The 18,446-nt window shown below is 35.9% G+C and carries 17 protein-coding genes; 7 read left to right on the top strand and 10 right to left on the bottom strand.

Annotated elements, in window-relative coordinates; genetic code table 11:
- Window positions 1–53: 53 nt before the first annotated feature.
- The 9 genes from MP478_RS00550 to MP478_RS00510 form a co-directional block, all read right to left on the bottom strand.
- Window positions 54–1,736, bottom strand: coding sequence for a S8 family serine peptidase (locus MP478_RS00550; protein ID WP_257199259.1), 1,683 nt, complete (start codon window positions 1,734–1,736; stop codon window positions 54–56).
- A gap of 66 nt (window positions 1,737–1,802) precedes the next feature.
- A complete protein-coding gene (locus MP478_RS00545) occupies window positions 1,803–2,426 on the bottom strand; it encodes a WbqC family protein (RefSeq protein ID WP_373691652.1) in 624 nt (207 codons plus the stop codon).
- 57 nt (window positions 2,427–2,483) lie between these two features.
- A complete protein-coding gene (gene lepB / locus MP478_RS00540) occupies window positions 2,484–4,133 on the bottom strand; it encodes a signal peptidase I (RefSeq protein WP_230036894.1) in 1,650 nt (549 codons plus the stop codon).
- Window positions 4,134–4,264: 131 nt separating this feature from the next.
- Window positions 4,265–4,966: a 4-hydroxy-tetrahydrodipicolinate reductase gene (dapB, locus tag MP478_RS00535; RefSeq protein WP_257199258.1), complete on the bottom strand. Its 702-nt coding sequence runs from the start codon at window positions 4,964–4,966 to the stop codon at window positions 4,265–4,267.
- A gap of 67 nt (window positions 4,967–5,033) precedes the next feature.
- Complete coding sequence (locus MP478_RS00530) at window positions 5,034–5,675, bottom strand: DUF5683 domain-containing protein (protein WP_257199257.1); 642 nt, start codon at window positions 5,673–5,675, stop codon at window positions 5,034–5,036.
- Window positions 5,675–6,565: a ParB/RepB/Spo0J family partition protein gene (locus MP478_RS00525; RefSeq protein ID WP_230036900.1), complete on the bottom strand. Its 891-nt coding sequence runs from the start codon at window positions 6,563–6,565 to the stop codon at window positions 5,675–5,677. Before MP478_RS00525 ends, MP478_RS00530 begins: the two co-directional genes overlap by 1 nt.
- Window positions 6,566–6,634: 69 nt before the next feature.
- A complete protein-coding gene (locus MP478_RS00520) occupies window positions 6,635–7,408 on the bottom strand; it encodes a ParA family protein (protein ID WP_230036902.1) in 774 nt (257 codons plus the stop codon).
- 167 nt (window positions 7,409–7,575) lie between these two features.
- Window positions 7,576–8,415 (bottom strand): energy transducer TonB, encoded by an 840-nt coding sequence (locus MP478_RS00515; protein ID WP_257199256.1) that lies wholly within the window; start codon window positions 8,413–8,415, stop codon window positions 7,576–7,578.
- Between the two features lie 482 nt (window positions 8,416–8,897).
- A complete protein-coding gene (locus tag MP478_RS00510) occupies window positions 8,898–10,184 on the bottom strand; it encodes an adenylosuccinate synthase (RefSeq protein WP_257199255.1) in 1,287 nt (428 codons plus the stop codon).
- A 131-nt stretch (window positions 10,185–10,315) separates the two neighbouring features.
- On the opposite strand from MP478_RS00510, the gene MP478_RS00505 reads away from it, so the two are divergent.
- On the top strand, window positions 10,316–11,188 hold the full coding sequence (locus MP478_RS00505) for a hypothetical protein (protein ID WP_257199254.1): 873 nt from the start codon (window positions 10,316–10,318) through the stop codon (window positions 11,186–11,188).
- Window positions 11,189–11,254: 66 nt separating this feature from the next.
- The gene (locus MP478_RS00500) at window positions 11,255–12,187 is read left to right on the top strand and encodes a lysophospholipase (RefSeq protein ID WP_257199253.1); all 933 of its coding nucleotides are present in this window, start codon (window positions 11,255–11,257) and stop codon (window positions 12,185–12,187) included.
- Window positions 12,188–12,625: 438 nt separating this feature from the next.
- On the opposite strand, the gene MP478_RS00495 is transcribed toward MP478_RS00500, so the two are convergent.
- On the bottom strand, window positions 12,626–14,215 hold the full coding sequence (locus MP478_RS00495; protein ID WP_257199252.1) for an ABC-F family ATP-binding cassette domain-containing protein: 1,590 nt from the start codon (window positions 14,213–14,215) through the stop codon (window positions 12,626–12,628).
- A gap of 463 nt (window positions 14,216–14,678) precedes the next feature.
- Between MP478_RS00495 and MP478_RS00490 the strand changes: the two genes are divergently transcribed.
- The 5 genes from MP478_RS00490 to MP478_RS00470 all read left to right on the top strand — a co-directional run bounded on the left by MP478_RS00490 (window position 14,679) and on the right by MP478_RS00470 (window position 18,403).
- Window positions 14,679–15,233, top strand: coding sequence for a phosphoribosyltransferase (locus tag MP478_RS00490; RefSeq protein WP_047487041.1), 555 nt, complete (start codon window positions 14,679–14,681; stop codon window positions 15,231–15,233).
- Window positions 15,234–15,371: 138 nt separating this feature from the next.
- Window positions 15,372–15,950 (top strand): adenylate kinase, encoded by a 579-nt coding sequence (locus MP478_RS00485; protein WP_230036914.1) that lies wholly within the window; start codon window positions 15,372–15,374, stop codon window positions 15,948–15,950.
- 78 nt (window positions 15,951–16,028) lie between these two features.
- Entirely contained in the window at window positions 16,029–17,012 is a 984-nt protein-coding gene (gene obgE / locus MP478_RS00480; protein WP_230036916.1) for a GTPase ObgE, read from the top strand.
- 179 nt (window positions 17,013–17,191) lie between these two features.
- Complete coding sequence (locus MP478_RS00475; RefSeq protein ID WP_230036918.1) at window positions 17,192–17,680, top strand: DUF6438 domain-containing protein; 489 nt, start codon at window positions 17,192–17,194, stop codon at window positions 17,678–17,680.
- A 99-nt stretch (window positions 17,681–17,779) separates the two neighbouring features.
- The gene (locus tag MP478_RS00470; protein WP_257190680.1) at window positions 17,780–18,403 is read left to right on the top strand and encodes a porin family protein; all 624 of its coding nucleotides are present in this window, start codon (window positions 17,780–17,782) and stop codon (window positions 18,401–18,403) included.
- The last annotated feature ends 43 nt before the right edge of the window (window positions 18,404–18,446 follow it).

The raw sequence follows: 18,446 nt of genomic DNA, 5'->3' as shown, positions 1-18,446 counted from the left end.
AGTCCGAAAATTTCGGACCTTTTATGGTTTAGCCTTAAATACAGGTAGATAAACTATTTTTTAACAGTCTTTTTTACGGATTTCGAAGGCTTAGTTTTAGTTGATGATTTACCGTTATAAAAGTTGGTGTAAGCATATTCTGCAGCTTTTGTCACATCAATAACACCTCCTGCCTGAGAATAATCAGTAAATCCGTTTTCTGTATTGGGGTTGCTGCTTTTCACAAGTGATTCTATAACCTGGTAAGGTTTAAGATCCGGCATATACGCCAATAAAATGGCTGCAGCTCCCGCTACAACAGGTGAAGCCATAGAAGTTCCCTGAAGATACTTATATTCGTTTTTAGGAACGGTAGAATAGATTTCTTCTCCCGGAGCAAAAACATTGACCATTTTTTTATTATAGTTTGAGAAACTTGCTCTCAATGCATTATTCTTATTGGTACTCGCTCCCACCACAAGAACATTGCTTACGAATGGTTTTTCATCAGCAACATTTTTAAAATTGGTAGGAAATGCCAGGTGTTCTGCTACATCTTCATTTTCGTTACCGGCAGCTTTTACCAAGAGTACGCCTTTGTCTTCAGCATATTTAAAAGCATCCCAGACTACATTTTTACCCGGAGAAACAGGTTTTCCAAAGCTCATATTCAGAACTTTAGCCCCGTTATCTACAGCATATCTGATGGCATTGGCAACGTCTTTATCTCTTTCATCTCCATTAGGAACTGTTCTTACAGACATAATCTTTGCTACCTTGGAAGCTACACCATACTGAATGACATTCCCTTGTGGAAGACCGGCAATAATTCCGGCTACGTGAGTTCCGTGCTCTGCATCAGGTCCCTCATAATGGTTGTTACCATAGTTTTTTTGTGAATAGTCGTCATAGTTATCTCCTACGATTTCTTTTCTTGTATCATAGCTGAGATCATACTGCTTGGATTGTGGAGCGTAATAATCAATAGCTTCTTTCATCTGTTCTTTGATCAGCTTCTCAAATTCTGCAGAAGATTTCCCTTTGAACTCAGGGCTTTGAGATACCTGGCCCAGCACTTGAAATGCGATAGCATCTTTTTGTTCAGTAGGTGCTTTGATCGCTGAAATAGTTTCTGCTGTCACGGCTTTTCCCCCAAGTAGTTTTACCATATTCGGGATCAGCTCATTAATCATGGAATACGTCTGGAAATTCTGTTTTGCCTCTATGCTTTTTTTAGTGAAAAGCTCTTTAGCTTTCATATACATAGCAAAGTCTTCCGGCATTTTAGCCTGATTGGCTTTATTTTTTGTAGAATCATCCCCTTCAAAAAGCGGCTTATATTTAGCAACAACTCTTGTTACTTCCATATTATCAATATCTACATCACCATTTTTGCCACCGATAAAGTTCCATCCGTGTACATCATCAATATATCCGTTGCTGTCATCATCTTTTCCGTTACCAGGAACTTCATTAGGGTTTGACCATAGGTTTTTCACCAATCCAGGGTGATCAACCTGTACGCCACTGTCTAAAACCCCTACTACAACAGTTTTAGGTTTTAAACCTTTAGACTCTAAATATTTATAGGCGTTCGCCGTGTTCACACCATATACTTTTGAAGTGGAAAAATCTTTATGATACCATGTCATCAGATCTTTATCCTCTTTCGGATCAATACTTTTAGCGCTAGACTCCTGTGCATAAGAGAAACTAAAACCTGCTAAAAAAACAGCAGCTAATAATACCTTTTTCATATGTTGATATTTATTTTTTCTAAAGTCATACAACCGTCATCTTCATTTACCTTCCGGCAATTTGCATTAATACGATTGTTTAATACTCTTTAAATAAGTAAGAGATTCCGGCCCTTTGTTACAAATAAGATCCAGGACGGATAAATCTTTCAAAAACCCGAATTTATCTGAGAACGTCTGGTAATATTCTTCCATTTCAAATTCGGAAGGATGTTTTGCCGAGAACTTTTCTCTGAAATTAATGCTTTCAGGATTTTTGATATATTCTTCATTCAAAGAGTGTGCCTTTTCTGTTTTAAGTATCTCTTGGATCACCTCTAACCCCTTAAGGTTAAAATCGAGAAGGAACTTTTCTTTCAGATCAAATATTTTTCTCAGTTTATCTTCATAGTATTCAAAATAGGGGGAACTTTGATACGCAGTCTTGATGGACTTCCAGTGAAGATTTCTAAAGTCTTCCCTGTAGGAGATCTCCATATCTTTCATTTCTCTTTTCCCATTATGGTTCATCGGGATAATCAGTGACAGTTTCCCATTAGCCCCATAAATATTGGCTCTGTTTCTATACGTCTGCTTTGGAAAATTTTCAAACTGTTCAAATACAACTTCATTTTCAGCCTCTAAAAACACTGAAAACCATGACACCGGCGGCAGATAAAATACCGGCAATAAAACATTCTTCATATTCATAATGCAAAAATGAAGTATTTTTTCAAATACTTCATTCTATTTTAAGTTTAATTTTATTTATAACTCGTCTTCAGTTTTGTTCTTTCTGAATAATTTCACGAAATATTCCCATCCGAAGAATAATATTAAAATCATTGCTGCAATCCACCAGTATGAAGTTTTATTGGCTTCTCCAGTATTGGTTGCTTTAAACATTCTATCCCAACGAACCTTGAATGGTGCCTGATACGTAGAGCTGCTGTCTGAGAAAGCTCCCTGAAGGCTCATCCATGTAAACATTGGTTTTCCGACAATATTTTCTTCCGGAACGAATCCAAAGAATCTTGCGTCTAGCGAAGCATCTCTGTTATCTCCTACCATCATATAGTAATCCTGCTGGATGGTATATTGATTGGTTTCTTTTCCGTTGATAAAGATTTTTCCGTTCTTTTTTTCCAAGCTGTTGTGCTCATATTCTGAAATGATCCATTGGAACATAGGAAGTGTCTCGTTATTGATCGCTACTACATCTCCTTTTTTAGGAATTCTTACCGGCCCATACCAGTCGGCATTCCATGGTTTGTTGATAGGAAAAATAGACTGTGTAGTATCAATTTTTGTTTTAAGTTCATCCTTATAATATACTGCGGCTTCTCCTTTTGCAGAAACATCTTCCTTCATATCAATTACCTGAGGAAGTTCTTTGATTTCTTTAGCCGTTTTATCTGTCAGTCCCTGGAAAGCATAAAGGTATCCTCCGTTATTCTGCTGTAATTCCTGAACCGGCAAGAAACCATACGCCTTATATAAAGCCGGAATGTCCAATTGGCTTCCAGTGGTTACGATATATCTGTGCTGTATTTCCTGGTCTCCTAAAATAGTTTCAGGTTTCCCATTAACAAAAAGCCTTCCGGCTCTCATTTCGAAAGTATCTCCTGCTGTAGCCACACATCTCTTTACATAAGGGTCTTTTCTGTCTATTGCAGTATGCACAGAGTCACGGGGATAGTTGAATACAACTACATCATTTTTTTGTGGCTTATTAAACTGCAGAATTCTTGTATAAGGTAATTTTACCCCGTCTACATAAGATTTTGGATCATCCTTTGGATTTCCTTTTTGTCCTGTATCTGTAATGGTTCCCTGAAGGAAAGGTATTGCTAAAGGACGCATTGGAAGCCTGTATCCATAGCTCCATTTATTTACGAAAAGGAAGTCACCTACCAATAGTGTTCTTTCCATCGAGCCTGTAGGAATTCCGAAAGGCTGGGTTACAAAAACGTGGATGATAGTTGCAAAAACCACGGCAAAAGTAATAGATCCCAAAAATGTATCTTTCTTTTTATCGCTTTTTTCTTCGTCTGTAAGAAACAGGTCATTGGCATTTTCGTCTTCAAGTTCTGTATCTTTAGAATAGTTTACCGTAGCCATATAGATAAACGGCAGGATCACTGTAAGGATCTGGTCCTTGAAAAGAGTTTTCCCGAACTTCTTCATTAAGTAAAGATGAAAAACAGACATCATAATAGGGCCTACAATTGGCATATAAGACAGAATTGCCCACCATTTCGGATGTTTTGTTTCTTTAAGAATAATGAAATAATTATAGAAGGGTATAAATGCTAATAAAGGGCTGTACCCCATTTTTTTAAACAGCTTCCATGTTGAAATCCCCATTAATATGGATAAAATGAGAACATATACTGTATAAGTTAAAAAATAATTCATAAATTTTTTTGCCTATTCTGATAATATAAATGATAAAATGATGAGTAATAAATGATCACAGCTTTTCCGCTATTACAATTCACTATTCATCATTTCTGTTATTTGTCGCAATTTAAAGAATTTGTTACAAATTAAAGCCCTAAAACGTCTTTCATTGCAAAATTCCCTTTCTTGTCTTTAATCCACTCTGCAGCTACTACTGCGCCTAATGCAAATCCGTTTCTGTTAAAAGCCGTATGCTTAATCTCAATTTCATCTACTTCACTTCTGTAAAACACACTATGGGTTCCCGGCACTTCATCTTCACGTACCGCAAAAATCCCAAGCTGGTCTCCCTGAGTTTCTTCCAGTTTCCATGCTTCAAATTTCGGGTTGTTTTTAATAATACCTTCTGCAATGGAAATAGCCGTTCCGCTGGGTGCATCTTTTTTATGGATATGATGAATTTCCTCAAGCTGACAAGAGTATTCATCAACGTTTTTCATGAGATCGGCAAGCTTTTCGTTTAAAGCAAAGAATAAGTTTACTCCTAAGCTAAAGTTTGAACCGTATAAGAATGCTGTTCCGTTTTCAACAGCTAATTTTTCTATTTCCTCTTTTTTCTCCAGCCATCCTGTCGTTCCGCAGATGACAGGAATTTTATTTTCAAGACAGGCTTTAATGTTATCAAAAGCAACTTCCGGAAGGGAAAACTCAATGACAACATCAGGATGATTAAGATTTTCAGCAGTTGGAGTTTCCTTAAGGCGGGCCACTACTTCATGACCTCTTTTTTGTGCGATCTCATCAATGATCTTCCCCATTTTGCCATAGCCAACTAATGCTATTCTCATACTGTTATTTTTGTTTTATAATTTTACCATAATAGCCATATCAGCTTTATGGTATACTTTTTTTGTATTAAAATCTGTAGCTTAAACTCAATCCTGTTTTCGGCTGATCATAACCATACTGATCCTGAATAACAGCCGGTTTAAAGGATAAATCCGGGTCATGTCTGCTTTCATAAAGATGGGCATCTACTACGGCATCTACAATATTAAGGATATAAATTAGTCCTGTAATAGCAATAGCATAATCCCTTTGTCTTTTTGCTCTGTCCTGAACATTTCCCAAGGCCTTTTTATCCAGCCACGGATGGGTATCTACAAATTCGTTAGGCGTCCCGTTGAGCTTAGCAATATAATACTCACGGTATTTTTTATACTGGTTGTCATTCCATACGGCAATACCTACTCCGGCTCCTACTGCTCCCCATACAATTGGAATTTTCCAGTATTTTTTATTGTAGTACTGGCCTAGCCCCGGGAACACGGCTGAATACAATCCGGCTCTGGTAGGGTTCAATTTCAGTGTTTTTTTGGTTGGTCCATTGGCTTTCTCCAGATCCTCAATGATCTTAGCTTCAGTTTTCCCAGGTTTTACAACAGGGAGTATTTCGGCTTTTGGAGGACTTTGTAACCGAACAGTATCAATAGGGCCGACTTGTGAATAAGCCAGCACCGTAAGATTCAGGAAAAATGTGAAAAATATTTTCTTCATTATTTAATATGGGACAAAATATATTCCAATTCTTCTTCATTTTTGAAGTCCAGAACAATTTTACCTTTTTTACCGTTTCCAGAAGCTTTGATTTCTACTTTTACATCAAGGATATCAGCAATGGTCTTCTGGGCTCTTTTATAATTATTGGAAAGCTCTGCAGTTACTTTTTTCGCTGCCGGAGATTTTGGATTCTTCAATGCTGTTGCAGCCTGCTCAGCCTGACGCACATTTAATTTTTCTTTGATGATCAAATCAAACAGGATCTGCTGATTTTCTTCATTTTCAAGACTGATGATCGCTCTCCCATGTCCTGCAGAAATTTCACCACTTCTGATGGCATTCTGAATATCCGGATTCAGCCTCAGCAATCTGATGGAATTGGTAATGGTACTTCTGTCCTTTCCAATTCTCTGGCTAAGGTTTTCCTGAGTAAGGCCAATTTCTTCTAAAAGCCTTTGATAAGTTAAGGCTATTTCTATGGCATCAAGGTCTTCTCTCTGGATATTTTCAACAAGAGCCATCTCAAGAAGCTCCTGGTCATTAACTAAACGGATATATGCAGGAATAGTTGTTAACCCGGCAATTTTAGTTGCTCTGTAACGTCTTTCCCCGGATATGATCTCAAACTTTTCGCCATCTTTTCTTAAGGTAACCGGTTGAATTACGCCTAAATTTTTGATAGACTGGGCCAGTTCATTTAATGCTTTTTCATCAAAATAAGTTCTTGGCTGTGTCGGGTTTGGGTAAATATCCTCAAGTGCTACTTCTACAATATTTCCAACAAACTTATCTGCTCCTTCATCCGTAGCAGAATTGACACTCGCTTTGGATTCAGCACTTAAAATGGCTCCTAAACCACGTCCCATAGCTCTTTTCTTGTCCTTCATAGATATAATTGATAAATGATGTTTGATAAGTGATGACCAGCATTACTTAGGGTCCATTTATTTATTAATTTAATTTTTTATTAAATTTTCGTTTCTCAAAAGAACTTCTTCAGCCAACTGAATGTACTGAACGGCTCCTTTACTTTCAGCATCATAATTAAGGATACTTTCTCCAAAACTTGGAGCTTCACTCAATCGTACATTTCTGCTGATAATGGTTTCAAAAACCATTTCCGGGAAGTGTAAGTTCACTTCTTCCACAACCTGGTTTGATAATCTCAATCTGCTGTCATACATTGTCAGAAGAAGACCTTCTATATCAAGATCTTTATTGTGGATCTTCTGAACGTTTTTAACGGTATTCAGAAGTTTTCCCAATCCTTCTAATGCAAAATACTCACACTGGATAGGAATAATCACTGAATCTGCAGCGGTAAGGGCATTCACGGTGATGAGCCCTAAACTTGGTGCACAATCGATGATAATGTAGTCATAATCATCTCTCACACTTGCCAATGCTTTTTTCAGCATATACTCACGATCTACTTTGTCTACCAATTCAATTTCTGCTGCTACCAGGTCAATATGTGACGGAACAATATCCAGATTCGGAGTTGCTGTTCTTTTGATACAGGCTCTTGTATCTGCACTATGCTCCAGTAGATTGTAGGTAGAATACTGAACATCTTCCACTCCCAGCCCGGACGTTGCATTTGCCTGGGGGTCAGCGTCGATGATTAATATTTTTTTCTCCAATACTCCTAATGCTGCTGCTAAGTTTACAGCGGTGGTTGTTTTTCCAACTCCCCCTTTTTGATTAGCAATACCTATGATTTTTGCCATTATTAGAACTTTAAGTTTCAAAAATACACTTTTTTCTTTGCTCCCGATGAATGGCTAAAATCAAAATTGAGTTAAAATACTGTTAATAAGTATTTTAGCGATTAAAAAAATTATCCACAAAAAAAAATCTTTGTGGATAACTATTTAAAATTCGTTTTCTATGGTGATTAATCAAACTTCATTGAGATGGGAAATTTGAAATAACTTCTTACGGATTCTCCTTTTTTATTTTTTGCAGGAATCCATTTCCCATTTTTAGAAATTGATTTAATTGTTCTTATTGCTTCATTGTTAAAATCCGCATTGGTTCCATTAGCTTTTACCCCTGATATTGTTCCGTCCATTTCTACAATAAAGGTAATTGTAGTTTTCATTACATCTTCTGCTTCAAATCCTGAGCTGTCGAAGTTGTTCATTACCTTGTTTCGGAATGAATCTATCCCACCCAGGAAGTTAGCTTCTACACTCAGTTCCGTTTCAATTTTTTTAGGATCTGTTTTTTCTACTACCGTCTCTGTTTTTATTGAAGGTCCGGTTCCTCTTCCGATAACCTGAGGAACAATCGGAACATATGATGTAGTTTCCGTTTCTTTTCCCTGTGAAGTTTGTACACTTGCTACTGCATTTACTTTGTCTACCTCCTCCGTTTTTTCATTTCTTACCACTGCTTTAGGCTCCGGTAATCTGTTATCATAAGTTTTTACTTTTTTGGTTGGAGTAGGTTTTACAGGGATAATTTTTACAGGAGCAACAGGCTCATCTGGTATTATCGGAGTAAAATCAATCACTACACCTCCTGGCTCCTTATGTGGTATATCTGTTTTAAATGCTGAAATTGCAAACGGGGTAATAGACACAGCTGCCAGCAGACTTACTCCTACAAAAAGGGCTTTGGTTAATATTCTATCTGATTCGTTTCTTAATGCATAAGCGCCGTATTCTTTATTGCGGTGCTCAAAAAGAACTTCGTTGAAGCGAAATTCCTGGTTTTGGTTCAGTTGTTTCATCACAATCTATTTAAACTGTTAATCATTATTAATTCATTAATTCTTATCGATAAGCATTAATACGATATCAAAATATCTGCCAAAAAATTATCAAAACAATATAATTTTAAAAAAAATTATGACAATATTCAATTTTAACATTTTCCAAATATTGTAATTGTTTAAAAACAGCGGTAAAACATATTCTATTTAAGAAAGAAACATCAGGAGAAGAATTAATGTGCATAGTAATCCCGGAGAGTTGATTATGATGGTGATATATAATGTTTAAAGGCAAAAAATAAAGCCCTGTATTGAATGCAGCACCAGACACTATAAATAAAATGAGCAGTGAATTAGTGCTCCCTCTTCAATTCAATATTATGGTAATGGCCGATTCATTTTACAACAGTATCCGGCAGCATTCAAATATTTTCGATTTTTTTTAACAAAAAAAGAGACCATCAATGACGGTCTCTTGTTATTTTATTTTCTAAAGTTTATTAGAATAATTCTTTTCTGATAATGTTCTGACTTCTTTCAGGACCTACAGAAACCAAATACACATTGATTCCTAAATACTTCTCGATAAACTCGATGTATTTCTGAGCATTGTCCGGAAGTTCATCATAACTTCTTGCTTTTGTGATATCTTCTCCCCAACCTGGTAAATCCTGGTAGATAGGTTCGTAGTTGTACAACTTCTCTGTTGATGAAGTGAAATAATCGATGATTTTTCCGTCTTCAGTTTTATAATGGGTAACGATTTTAAGGTTTTCAATTCCTGTAAGAACGTCTAATTTCGTAATAACCAGGTTATTGATCCCGTTAATCATACAAGCATGCTTTAAAGAAACAAGATCTAACCAACCTGTTCTTCTAGGTCTTCCTGTAGTAGCTCCGAATTCACCACCAATCTGTCTGATTTTCTCTCCTAATTCGTTATCCAGTTCAGAGGGGAAAGGTCCGTTTCCTACTCTTGTACAGTATGCTTTCGCTACACCGATCAAGTTCTGAAGTGAAGTTGGCGGAACACCTGCTCCTGTACAAACGCCTCCTGTAGATGGAGAAGATGAAGTAACGTATGGATATGTTCCAAAGTCGATATCAAGCATTAACGCCTGAGCTCCTTCAAACAATACATTTTTACCGTCTCTGATCGCTTCGTTCAATTCCAATTCCGTATCAACTATTCTGTCCTGAAGCCGCTTTCCGATTTCCAAATATTCGTTGTAAATCTCTTCAACGTCTAAAGTTGGTTTATCGTAATATTTTTCAAAAAGAGAATTTTTAACTTTTAAGTTCTTCTCAATTTTATCTCTTAAAATTTCAGGATTTAAAAGGTCTACCATTCTGATTCCTACTCTTGCAATTTTATCTTCATAGCAAGGTCCGATTCCTTTTTTGGTAGTTCCAATCTGAGTTCCTCCGTGTTCTTCTTCACGGTAAGTATCCAAAAGGATGTGGTAAGGCATAATTACATGTGCTCTTCTGCTGATAAAGATATGATCTGATCTTAAGCCTTTGCTCTCAATCTGACCAACTTCTCTAATGAAAGACTTAGGGTTTACCACTACACCATTCGCAATGATACATTTCCCTTTGCATTGAAGAACTCCTGAAGGAAGAAGGTGTAGAACGAATTTTTCATCACCCACATAAACCGTGTGACCAGCGTTATCTCCACCCTGGAAACGTACTACATAGTCTGATTTCGCTGATAAAACATCCGTGATTTTTCCTTTGCCTTCATCTCCGTACTGAAGACCTACAACTACATAAGTTGACATATTTTACTTTTGTTTTTAGATTCGTGCAAAATTACTTTTAAAAAATTGGGTGGGCAAATTATGAATGAATTTTATTTTTAGGTGAAGTGAAAATCATGGAATTATAAAGTTTTTATTTACTTTTAACAACCATGAAAGAAAAATTAAATAGAATCATTTTTCCATATTCTATAATTTCAATTACCTACTTTATATTTTTTTCAATAGCTTATTGGGTTCAATATAAATACTTAGAAATTGAAGATATATACTTTGGATATTGGTTACCTATAACAATTTCAGCTATAATTGTTTGGTTTATTCTACGAAAAAAACTTCAACAGCTTATCATTAGTGAAAAGCTTTACTCATTTACTTTATTCATAACCTGGATTCTATTAACGGCGTCAATTATAGCTTTCACATTTTATTTAAATAGAAAAAATGGAAAAATAACATCTTTAAATTATCCTGAAGAAATTTTTATACACCCAGCCACTATGTATTATTCCATTAAGAATGCAAAAATTGATACAAGTAATTATAAATTTTCTGTATCAAAATCAAGCGTAGACCGAGGAAATGAAATTGGGGTAGGATGCTATTACGTTTCCCCGCTTGTACATAAAGAAAAAACATTTCATGATTCTCATCAAGTATGGATTGGTTTATTAATTGGCAAAAAATTTAGCAATAGATATTTTGATGACAAAAATAAACAAGAACAGTTGATTGATAACTTTATTGACTCTTCTCAACTTCAATTCAACAAGCATCAGTTTAAAACAAAATTTCTTAAAAGAATGTCTATTGAAGAGATTGAAGATTATAAAAGAGGAATAGACAACACAGGGATAAATACTAATAACTTAGTAATTCTTCGAGAAGAAGCCGGAACTTATGAAACCAGGACCGGCACCAGCTTATATTGGTCAATTGTTTTACTTGCAGCTTCTAATATAGTTTGGTTTTTATTAACTGTCTTCAAAAGATTAAAAAAACAGAAGACCAACAATTTGCCATAATAAGTTTATATCATATTTCAATACATGCTTATTTGGTTATCTTTGATTACCTTATAATAAATTCACATGGCTTCATCCCGAAAATCAGCATTTCTTTCTTCAAAAATAAACAACGAGTCCCAGCTTTTCTGTACCCTGTTTTCTCCGGAAACAGCAAAAGCCACTCTGTTGATTGTTCATGGTATGCAGGAACACAGCGGAAGATATTCGGAGATCGCAGCCTATTTTGCTTCTGAGGGAATCGCAGTGTTAACGTATGATCATCTGGGACATGGGAAATCTGTAAAAGATGAAAAAGAGATTGGATTTTTCCAGCTTGAGAAACCGGATGAAAGATTAGTTGCGGATGCAGAAATGATAGCGGATTATCTTGCAGAACAATATCCTGATGTTTCTCATTTTATTCTTGGTCATTCTATGGGTTCTTTTATTACCCGCTGTCTTCTTCAAAAAGCAAGTGGTAGGTTTTCAGGTGCCATCATTACCGGAACCGGCGGTCCTTTACCCGGAATCAATCTATTAAAAGGATACTTATTTTTAGCCAATGCCATAGCTCCACATCACCGTACTTTTTTGAATTCTACTTTTACCAGGGTCAACAATAAGCAGTTTACAAAGGATAAAGATTTTGGAGATACAAGCTGGCTCAGTGTTAATCTAAGAAACAGGCGTAATTTTGAACAGGATAAACTTTGTGGGATTCCGTTTACAAACAATGCCTTCTATGCTTTATTCAGTATTTACAAAAAAGCTACCGCAAGAAACTGGGCTGATTTAATTTCCAAGACTTTTCCTTTTCTATTTGTAAGCGGGCAAGATGATCCTATTGGTGATTTTAGCAAAGGAGTGATGTATACTGTGGATCATTTAAAGACTGATGGTTTCCAGGATGTAAGTGTGGAGATCTATTCCGGAATGCGCCACGAAATTTTGAATGAGGAAATCAGAGAGGAAGTTCTGAATACTATATGTGACTGGATTTCAAAAAAAGGCGAATGAACGAACGAACGAACGAATGGGCTAAAGCCCATTCCTATTGAATATTCTCTTTGACGTTAGATTAAAATCTTACCTATTTTCCCAATTGATACATCTAAATAATGCATAAACATCTGCGAAATCTGTGAGATCTGCGAGAAATTTAAAATATCTTATTCTAAACAAACGAACGAACGGGCTGAAGCCCGTTCTATTGAATAATATTAGAATAAAATGTTACCTATTTCCCAATTGATAACATCTAAATAATGCATAAATATCTGCAAAATCTGTGGGATCTGCGAGAAATTTAAAATATCATATCCTAAACGAACGGGCTCAGCCCGTTCTATTGAATATTCTCTTTGACGTTAGATTAAAATCTTACCTATTTTCCCAATTGATAACATCTAAATAATGCATAAACATCTTCGAAATCTGTGGGAGAAATTAAAACAATCAAATCAATACCACTTCCCTATCCATTCCAATTTCCCTCAGGAAAACCTCATCGTGAGAAACCACCACCAAGGTTCCATGATAATCTTTAATGGTATTCGTTAAAATTTCTACATTCTGCAGATCCAGATTATTGGTAGGTTCATCAAGAATAATCATATCCGGAGTCTTATTACTGACAGAAAGCCCGCATAATAAAACTCTCAGGCGTTCTCCTCCACTTAAGACCCCACATTTTTTATCCCAGGTTTCCTTTCCAAACAAAAATCTGGATAATAAAGTTTTCACCTCGGATTCCTGCAATGCCTGATCATTGAATTTCTGAACAAAATCATAAATACTCAAATCGTTTTCAATCAGAGAGTATTCCTGATCCACATAAATACTGTTGAAATCTGCTCTTATAATTTTCCCTGCAGAAGGTTCTGTATTTCCAAGCAAGAGCTTTATCAGGGTTGTTTTTCCTGAACCGTTCTGACCTTTAAGAGAGATCCTTTCTCCGCTTCGGATTTCAAGATTTAGATTTTCTTTCCACAGTTTTTCTCCTCCATAGCTGAAATTTACCTCTTCCAGTGTCATTAAAATCTTACCGGAATGCAGGCTGGAGTCATTGAAGTTTACTTTCATCTGATCAGAATTCTTTAATGATGAACGTAAATCTCTCAGATTCCCGGAAATACCACTGATTTTTTCAGCATGAATATTTTTCAGTTTTGATGTGTTTTTTTCGGCATTGTTCCTAAGAGTATTCATCATAATCCTGGCGACACCGGACTTTTCCTGCTTCTGTTTTCCTCTGGCATCAAGCTTTTGTTTCCGCTCCAGGGTTTCCCGTTCTTTCTCTTTTGCTTTTTTCAAAGCACGCTCTTGGGCATGAATATCATTATGTAAAGCCTCCTCTTCAACTTCTTTTTGCTGGGTATAAAAGTCATAGTTTCCACCATACGTGGCAATTCCCTGATTGCTTAACTCAAAAATGGTATCCACCAGATTCAGTAATGTTCTGTCATGGCTTACAATAATTACTGTGGCGTTTGTTTTATCAATCAGATCATACAATAATTTCCTTCCCTCCATATCCAAATGATTGGTAGGTTCGTCCAGTATAATGATCTCCGGCTGATTGATCTGAATTCCGGCAAGGAAAATTTTGGTTTTTTGACCTCCGCTTAAATTTTCAAGCTTTTGGTTTAATTCAAAATCCCCAAGTCCCCAGTACTGTAAAGCATTTCGACTTCGTTCTTCAAGATCCCAGTCGTCATTCAGGATCTCAAAATATTTTTCATCAACATCTCCTTCCGTAATTTTCTGAAGGGCATATAGCTTTTGGTCTATCTTGAGACATTCTGCAATAGTGAGGTCATTACCATTTCCAAACAGTTGCGGAACATAGAAAATATCTCCATGGATATTTATATTTCCGTTTAGTGGCTGTAATTCATCAGCGATAAGCTTCAGCATGGTAGATTTCCCCATACCATTACTTCCCACTAAAGCAGATTTTGTTTGAGTTGGTATCGTTAGATTGATATGATTAAATAGCAGGTTGCCTCCCGGAAACCCAAAGGATATATTTTGTAGTAAAATCATGATTTCTTTCTTAAAACAATTAGGTAAACAACAGCAACTCCTTGGTTACTGCCTGATTAAGTCTGAAAGAAATTATATCCTACATGTCTGTATATTGGGTTTTGAAAGGACAAATATAGTAATTTCTTACTATTTCTTTATTTTACTGCCTAAAAAAGTGACTCCATTCTACGCAAAAATAAAATGCATTCTATACATGATAAACTGATAAGGATCATCTGCTGACTTATTATCTGCTTTTCTTCCATACATTAAACGGCCTATTTTTTTCACCTTGACAAAATTCATTTTCTTAATGCCAGGACTTGCTATATGCTTAAGAACTTTATCGGTTATCATTTAAACACACTGCGTCCACCATATGAACTCTATAGCTTTCAAATCTTGAAAACTCTCAAACTCATAAAAACAGGAAAGTATTTTAATCAAAAATCCGTAACTTTGCCAACTACTAAAAATTTTTATGGAAAGCATTAAAGTTCACGACAAAACTTTCGTTCCTTATTTGAAGGACGCCGAGATTCAGGAAATTGTAAAAGAGACAGCGTTAAGAATTTATGAAGATTACAAGGATGAAGTTCCTGTGTTCATTGGCGTTTTAAACGGAGTAATCATGTTCTTCTCAGATCTATTAAGGTATTACCCAGGTGAATGCGAAATTGCTTTCATTCAAATGAGTTCTTATGTGGGAACTGAGTCTACAGGGATTGTTTACCAAAAAATGGAACTGACTAAAGATGTAAGAGACCGTCACATTATTCTTGTTGAAGATATTGTGGATACAGGAAATACAGTGGAAAGTCTTTTCAAATACTTTAAAGAAACACAGCGCCCTAAATCTGTAAAACTGTCAAGTTTCTTACTGAAACCTGAGATTTATAAAAAAGATTTCAAATTGGATTATATTGGAAAGGAAATTCCAAATAAATTTGTTCTTGGTTATGGACTGGATTATGATGAACTGGGAAGAAACCTTCCTAATTTGTATCAGTTGGAAGACGGTCAAATCAACCATTAATGCCTATAGCTATCAGCTACTGGCTTTTAGCTTTAAATATTAAATCGAAATAAAAGTAAAATATTAACTAAATAAAGCCAAAAGCAAAAAGCAGGTAGCCAGAAGCAAAATGCCAATTGCCGGAAGCGAATCAAAATTATGATAAACATTGTTCTGTTCGGCCCTCCAGGAAGTGGAAAAGGAACCCAAGCTCAAAATCTAATCGAGAAATTCAATTTAAAGCAAGTTTCAACAGGTGATCTTTTCAGATACAATATGAAAAACGACACGGAGCTTGGAAAGCTGGCAAAGTCTTACATCGATAAAGGAGAACTGGTTCCGGATCAGGTAACAACAGATATGCTGATTGATGAGATCAGAAAGCCTACCGATACCAGCGGTTTTATTTTTGATGGTTATCCAAGAACTACTGCTCAGACGGAAGCTTTGGAAAAAATAGTTAAGGAAGAGCTGAATGACAAGATTGATATCTGTCTTGCATTGGTGGTAGAAGATAAAATTTTGGTTGAAAGACTTCTGAAAAGAGGAGAAACCAGCGGTAGATCAGACGACAGTAATGTAGAGATCATCGAAAACAGAATTAAAGAATATTATTCTAAAACGGCAGAAGTAGCCGAACTTTACAAGCAGCAGGGAAAATATGTGGAGGTAAATGGTGTAGGAGAAATTGATGAGATTTCACAAAAGCTTTTTGCTGAGGTAGAGAAAATTAAATAAGGATTTAGAATTAGGGATTAGGATTTAGCATCGTTAAATATCTGTTCCCTAAACCCTAAGGCCTAAACCCTAAAAATTATGTCAAACTTTGTAGATTACGTAAAGATTCATTGTAAAAGCGGACATGGAGGAGCAGGTTCTGCCCACCTTAGACGTGAAAAATATATCCCTAAAGGAGGTCCTGACGGTGGTGACGGAGGTCGCGGCGGACATGTCATCATGAGAGGGAATGCACAGGAATGGACTTTACTTCCACTTCGATACACGCGTCATATAAAAGCAGATCGTGGTGAAAATGGAGCAAAAAACCAGCTTACCGGAGCTGACGGTTCTGATATTTATATTGATGTTCCCATTGGAACTATCGCTAAAAATGAAGAAGGAGAAATCATCGGGGAAATTCTTGAGGACAAGCAGGAAATCATTTTGATGCTGGGTGGAAAAGGTGGAAAAGGAAACGAGCATTTCAAATCATCCACCAATCAAACTCCAAGATATGCTCAACCCGGAATGGATGGAGAGGAAGGCTATGTTGTTTTCGAGCTTAAAATTTTGGCAGATGTAGGTTTGGTTGGATTTCCAAATGCCGGAAAATCTACCCTTTTAGCATCTGTTTCTGCAGCAAAGCCTAAAATTGCAAATTATGCTTTTACTACGTTAACTCCCAATTTAGGAATTGTAGACTACAGAAATTACAAATCATTTGTAATGGCTGATATTCCAGGGATTATTGAAGGGGCAGCTGAAGGAAAAGGATTAGGACACAGATTTCTGAGACATATTGAAAGAAATTCAATTCTTTTATTTTTAATTCCTGCAGATTCTGAAGATCATTACCAGGAGTTTAAAATCCTGGAAAATGAGCTTGTAGAATATAATCCTGAACTATTGGATAAAGATTTCATTATTTCTGTTTCTAAATCCGATCTTTTGGATGATGAGCTGAAAAAAGAAATTGCGGCAGAATTTCCTGAAAACAGACAACCGTTATTTTTCTCCGGTGTTACAGGAGAAGGTCTGGTAGAGCTGAAAGATGCTATCTGGAAGAAATTACATGGATAAAGAATATCTTAATTCATCAGTCTTACTTTTTACAGAGTAGATTACATCAAAATAAATACCCCGGAATTTTTTCGGGGTTTTGTTTTGGCATTAAGTTTTCATTCTGTTGTTTGATGTAAGATTCCACTGGAGCCGGAAAAATAAATGCTTTTTGGAACAATTATTGAGAGATTTAAACTATGAAATATATCCTTAGTTTTTGTGCCCTGATATTCGTATTTTCATGCACTTCTCAAAAAGTAAATCCGAAGTATTCTAAAATTGAATATGAAGCCACTCCCTGCTTCGGCTTCTGTCCTGTTTTTAAAATGACAATTAACCCGGACAGAACTGCTGTTTTTGAAGCTGAACATTTTAATTTCAGTGAAAAGCCTTCAAAGGATGAATTTTCTAATCCCAGGGAAGGGACTTTTACAGGAACCATCAAAGAGGAGGACTACAATACATTACTCAAGCTGCTGGATGGTTTAGAGGTGAAAAATCTAAAAGATAAGTATGGTGAAAAAAATATTACAGATCTTTCCACTTCTTATTTAAGGATTAATTTTGCGGACGGAACTTCCAAAAATATACAGGACTATGGAAAACGGGGAAGTGAAAAACTGTCCAAAGTTTATCATTTCTTTGAAGATCTCAGAAAAAATCAAGACTGGACTAAAGTAAAGTAGTTTCGGTTAACAATATTTAAATTATTTTTGCAGAAATAATTCCTTCATTTGGGAGGAATTATTTTTTTATAAAAACATTAATCATTTAATTCAAAAAAAATGAAGAAGAACATTTTATCTGCATTATTATTTGCTGTATCTGCTGTTGCATATGCTCAAAGCTCGGACATGAGTTTTGGTGTAAAAGGTGGGTATACGCTATCCAGTATGAAATTTTTCGACAGTAAATTAGATTCAAAATCCTATTTCTATATAGGCGCTGTAGCAGAGCAGGCCCTGTCATCAAAATTTGCAATACAGGCTGAAGTCCTTTATACACAACTTGGTGGTAAAGAATCATATCCATGGACCCAATTAGTAGGAAGTGAAGTAGTAAATGTGGGAGATATGAATTTTGAATACCAGATGAACCAGATTCAGGTCCCGATTTCTGCAAAATATTATTTTATTCCTAATCTTTCTGCTTCTGTAGGAATGAATATTGGAATCAATGTTTCAACAAAAGTAAAAACAAGCAGTCTTTTCAGTGATTCTGCCAAAGAGAACTATACCGGAGCAAAAACAATTAATCTCTTTCCTTTTTTAGGAGCCGAATATAAAATTAATGATCAGTTTTTTGTAGATGCCCGTTATAATTTTGATTTTATAGAAACCAATAAAAGTCAGCATGTGCCTACGAAAGTGGGATTTTTACAAGCTGGTGTAGGATATAGGTTCAAATAACCGTATTATCTTTACCGATTACAATACAAATGGCTGCCCGGAT

It is taken from the genome of Chryseobacterium sp. WG14, assembly GCF_024586945.1.
In the GTDB taxonomy this organism is placed as follows: Bacteria; Bacteroidota; Bacteroidia; order Flavobacteriales; family Weeksellaceae; genus Chryseobacterium.
This window is presented reverse-complemented; position numbering and strand designations above follow the sequence as displayed.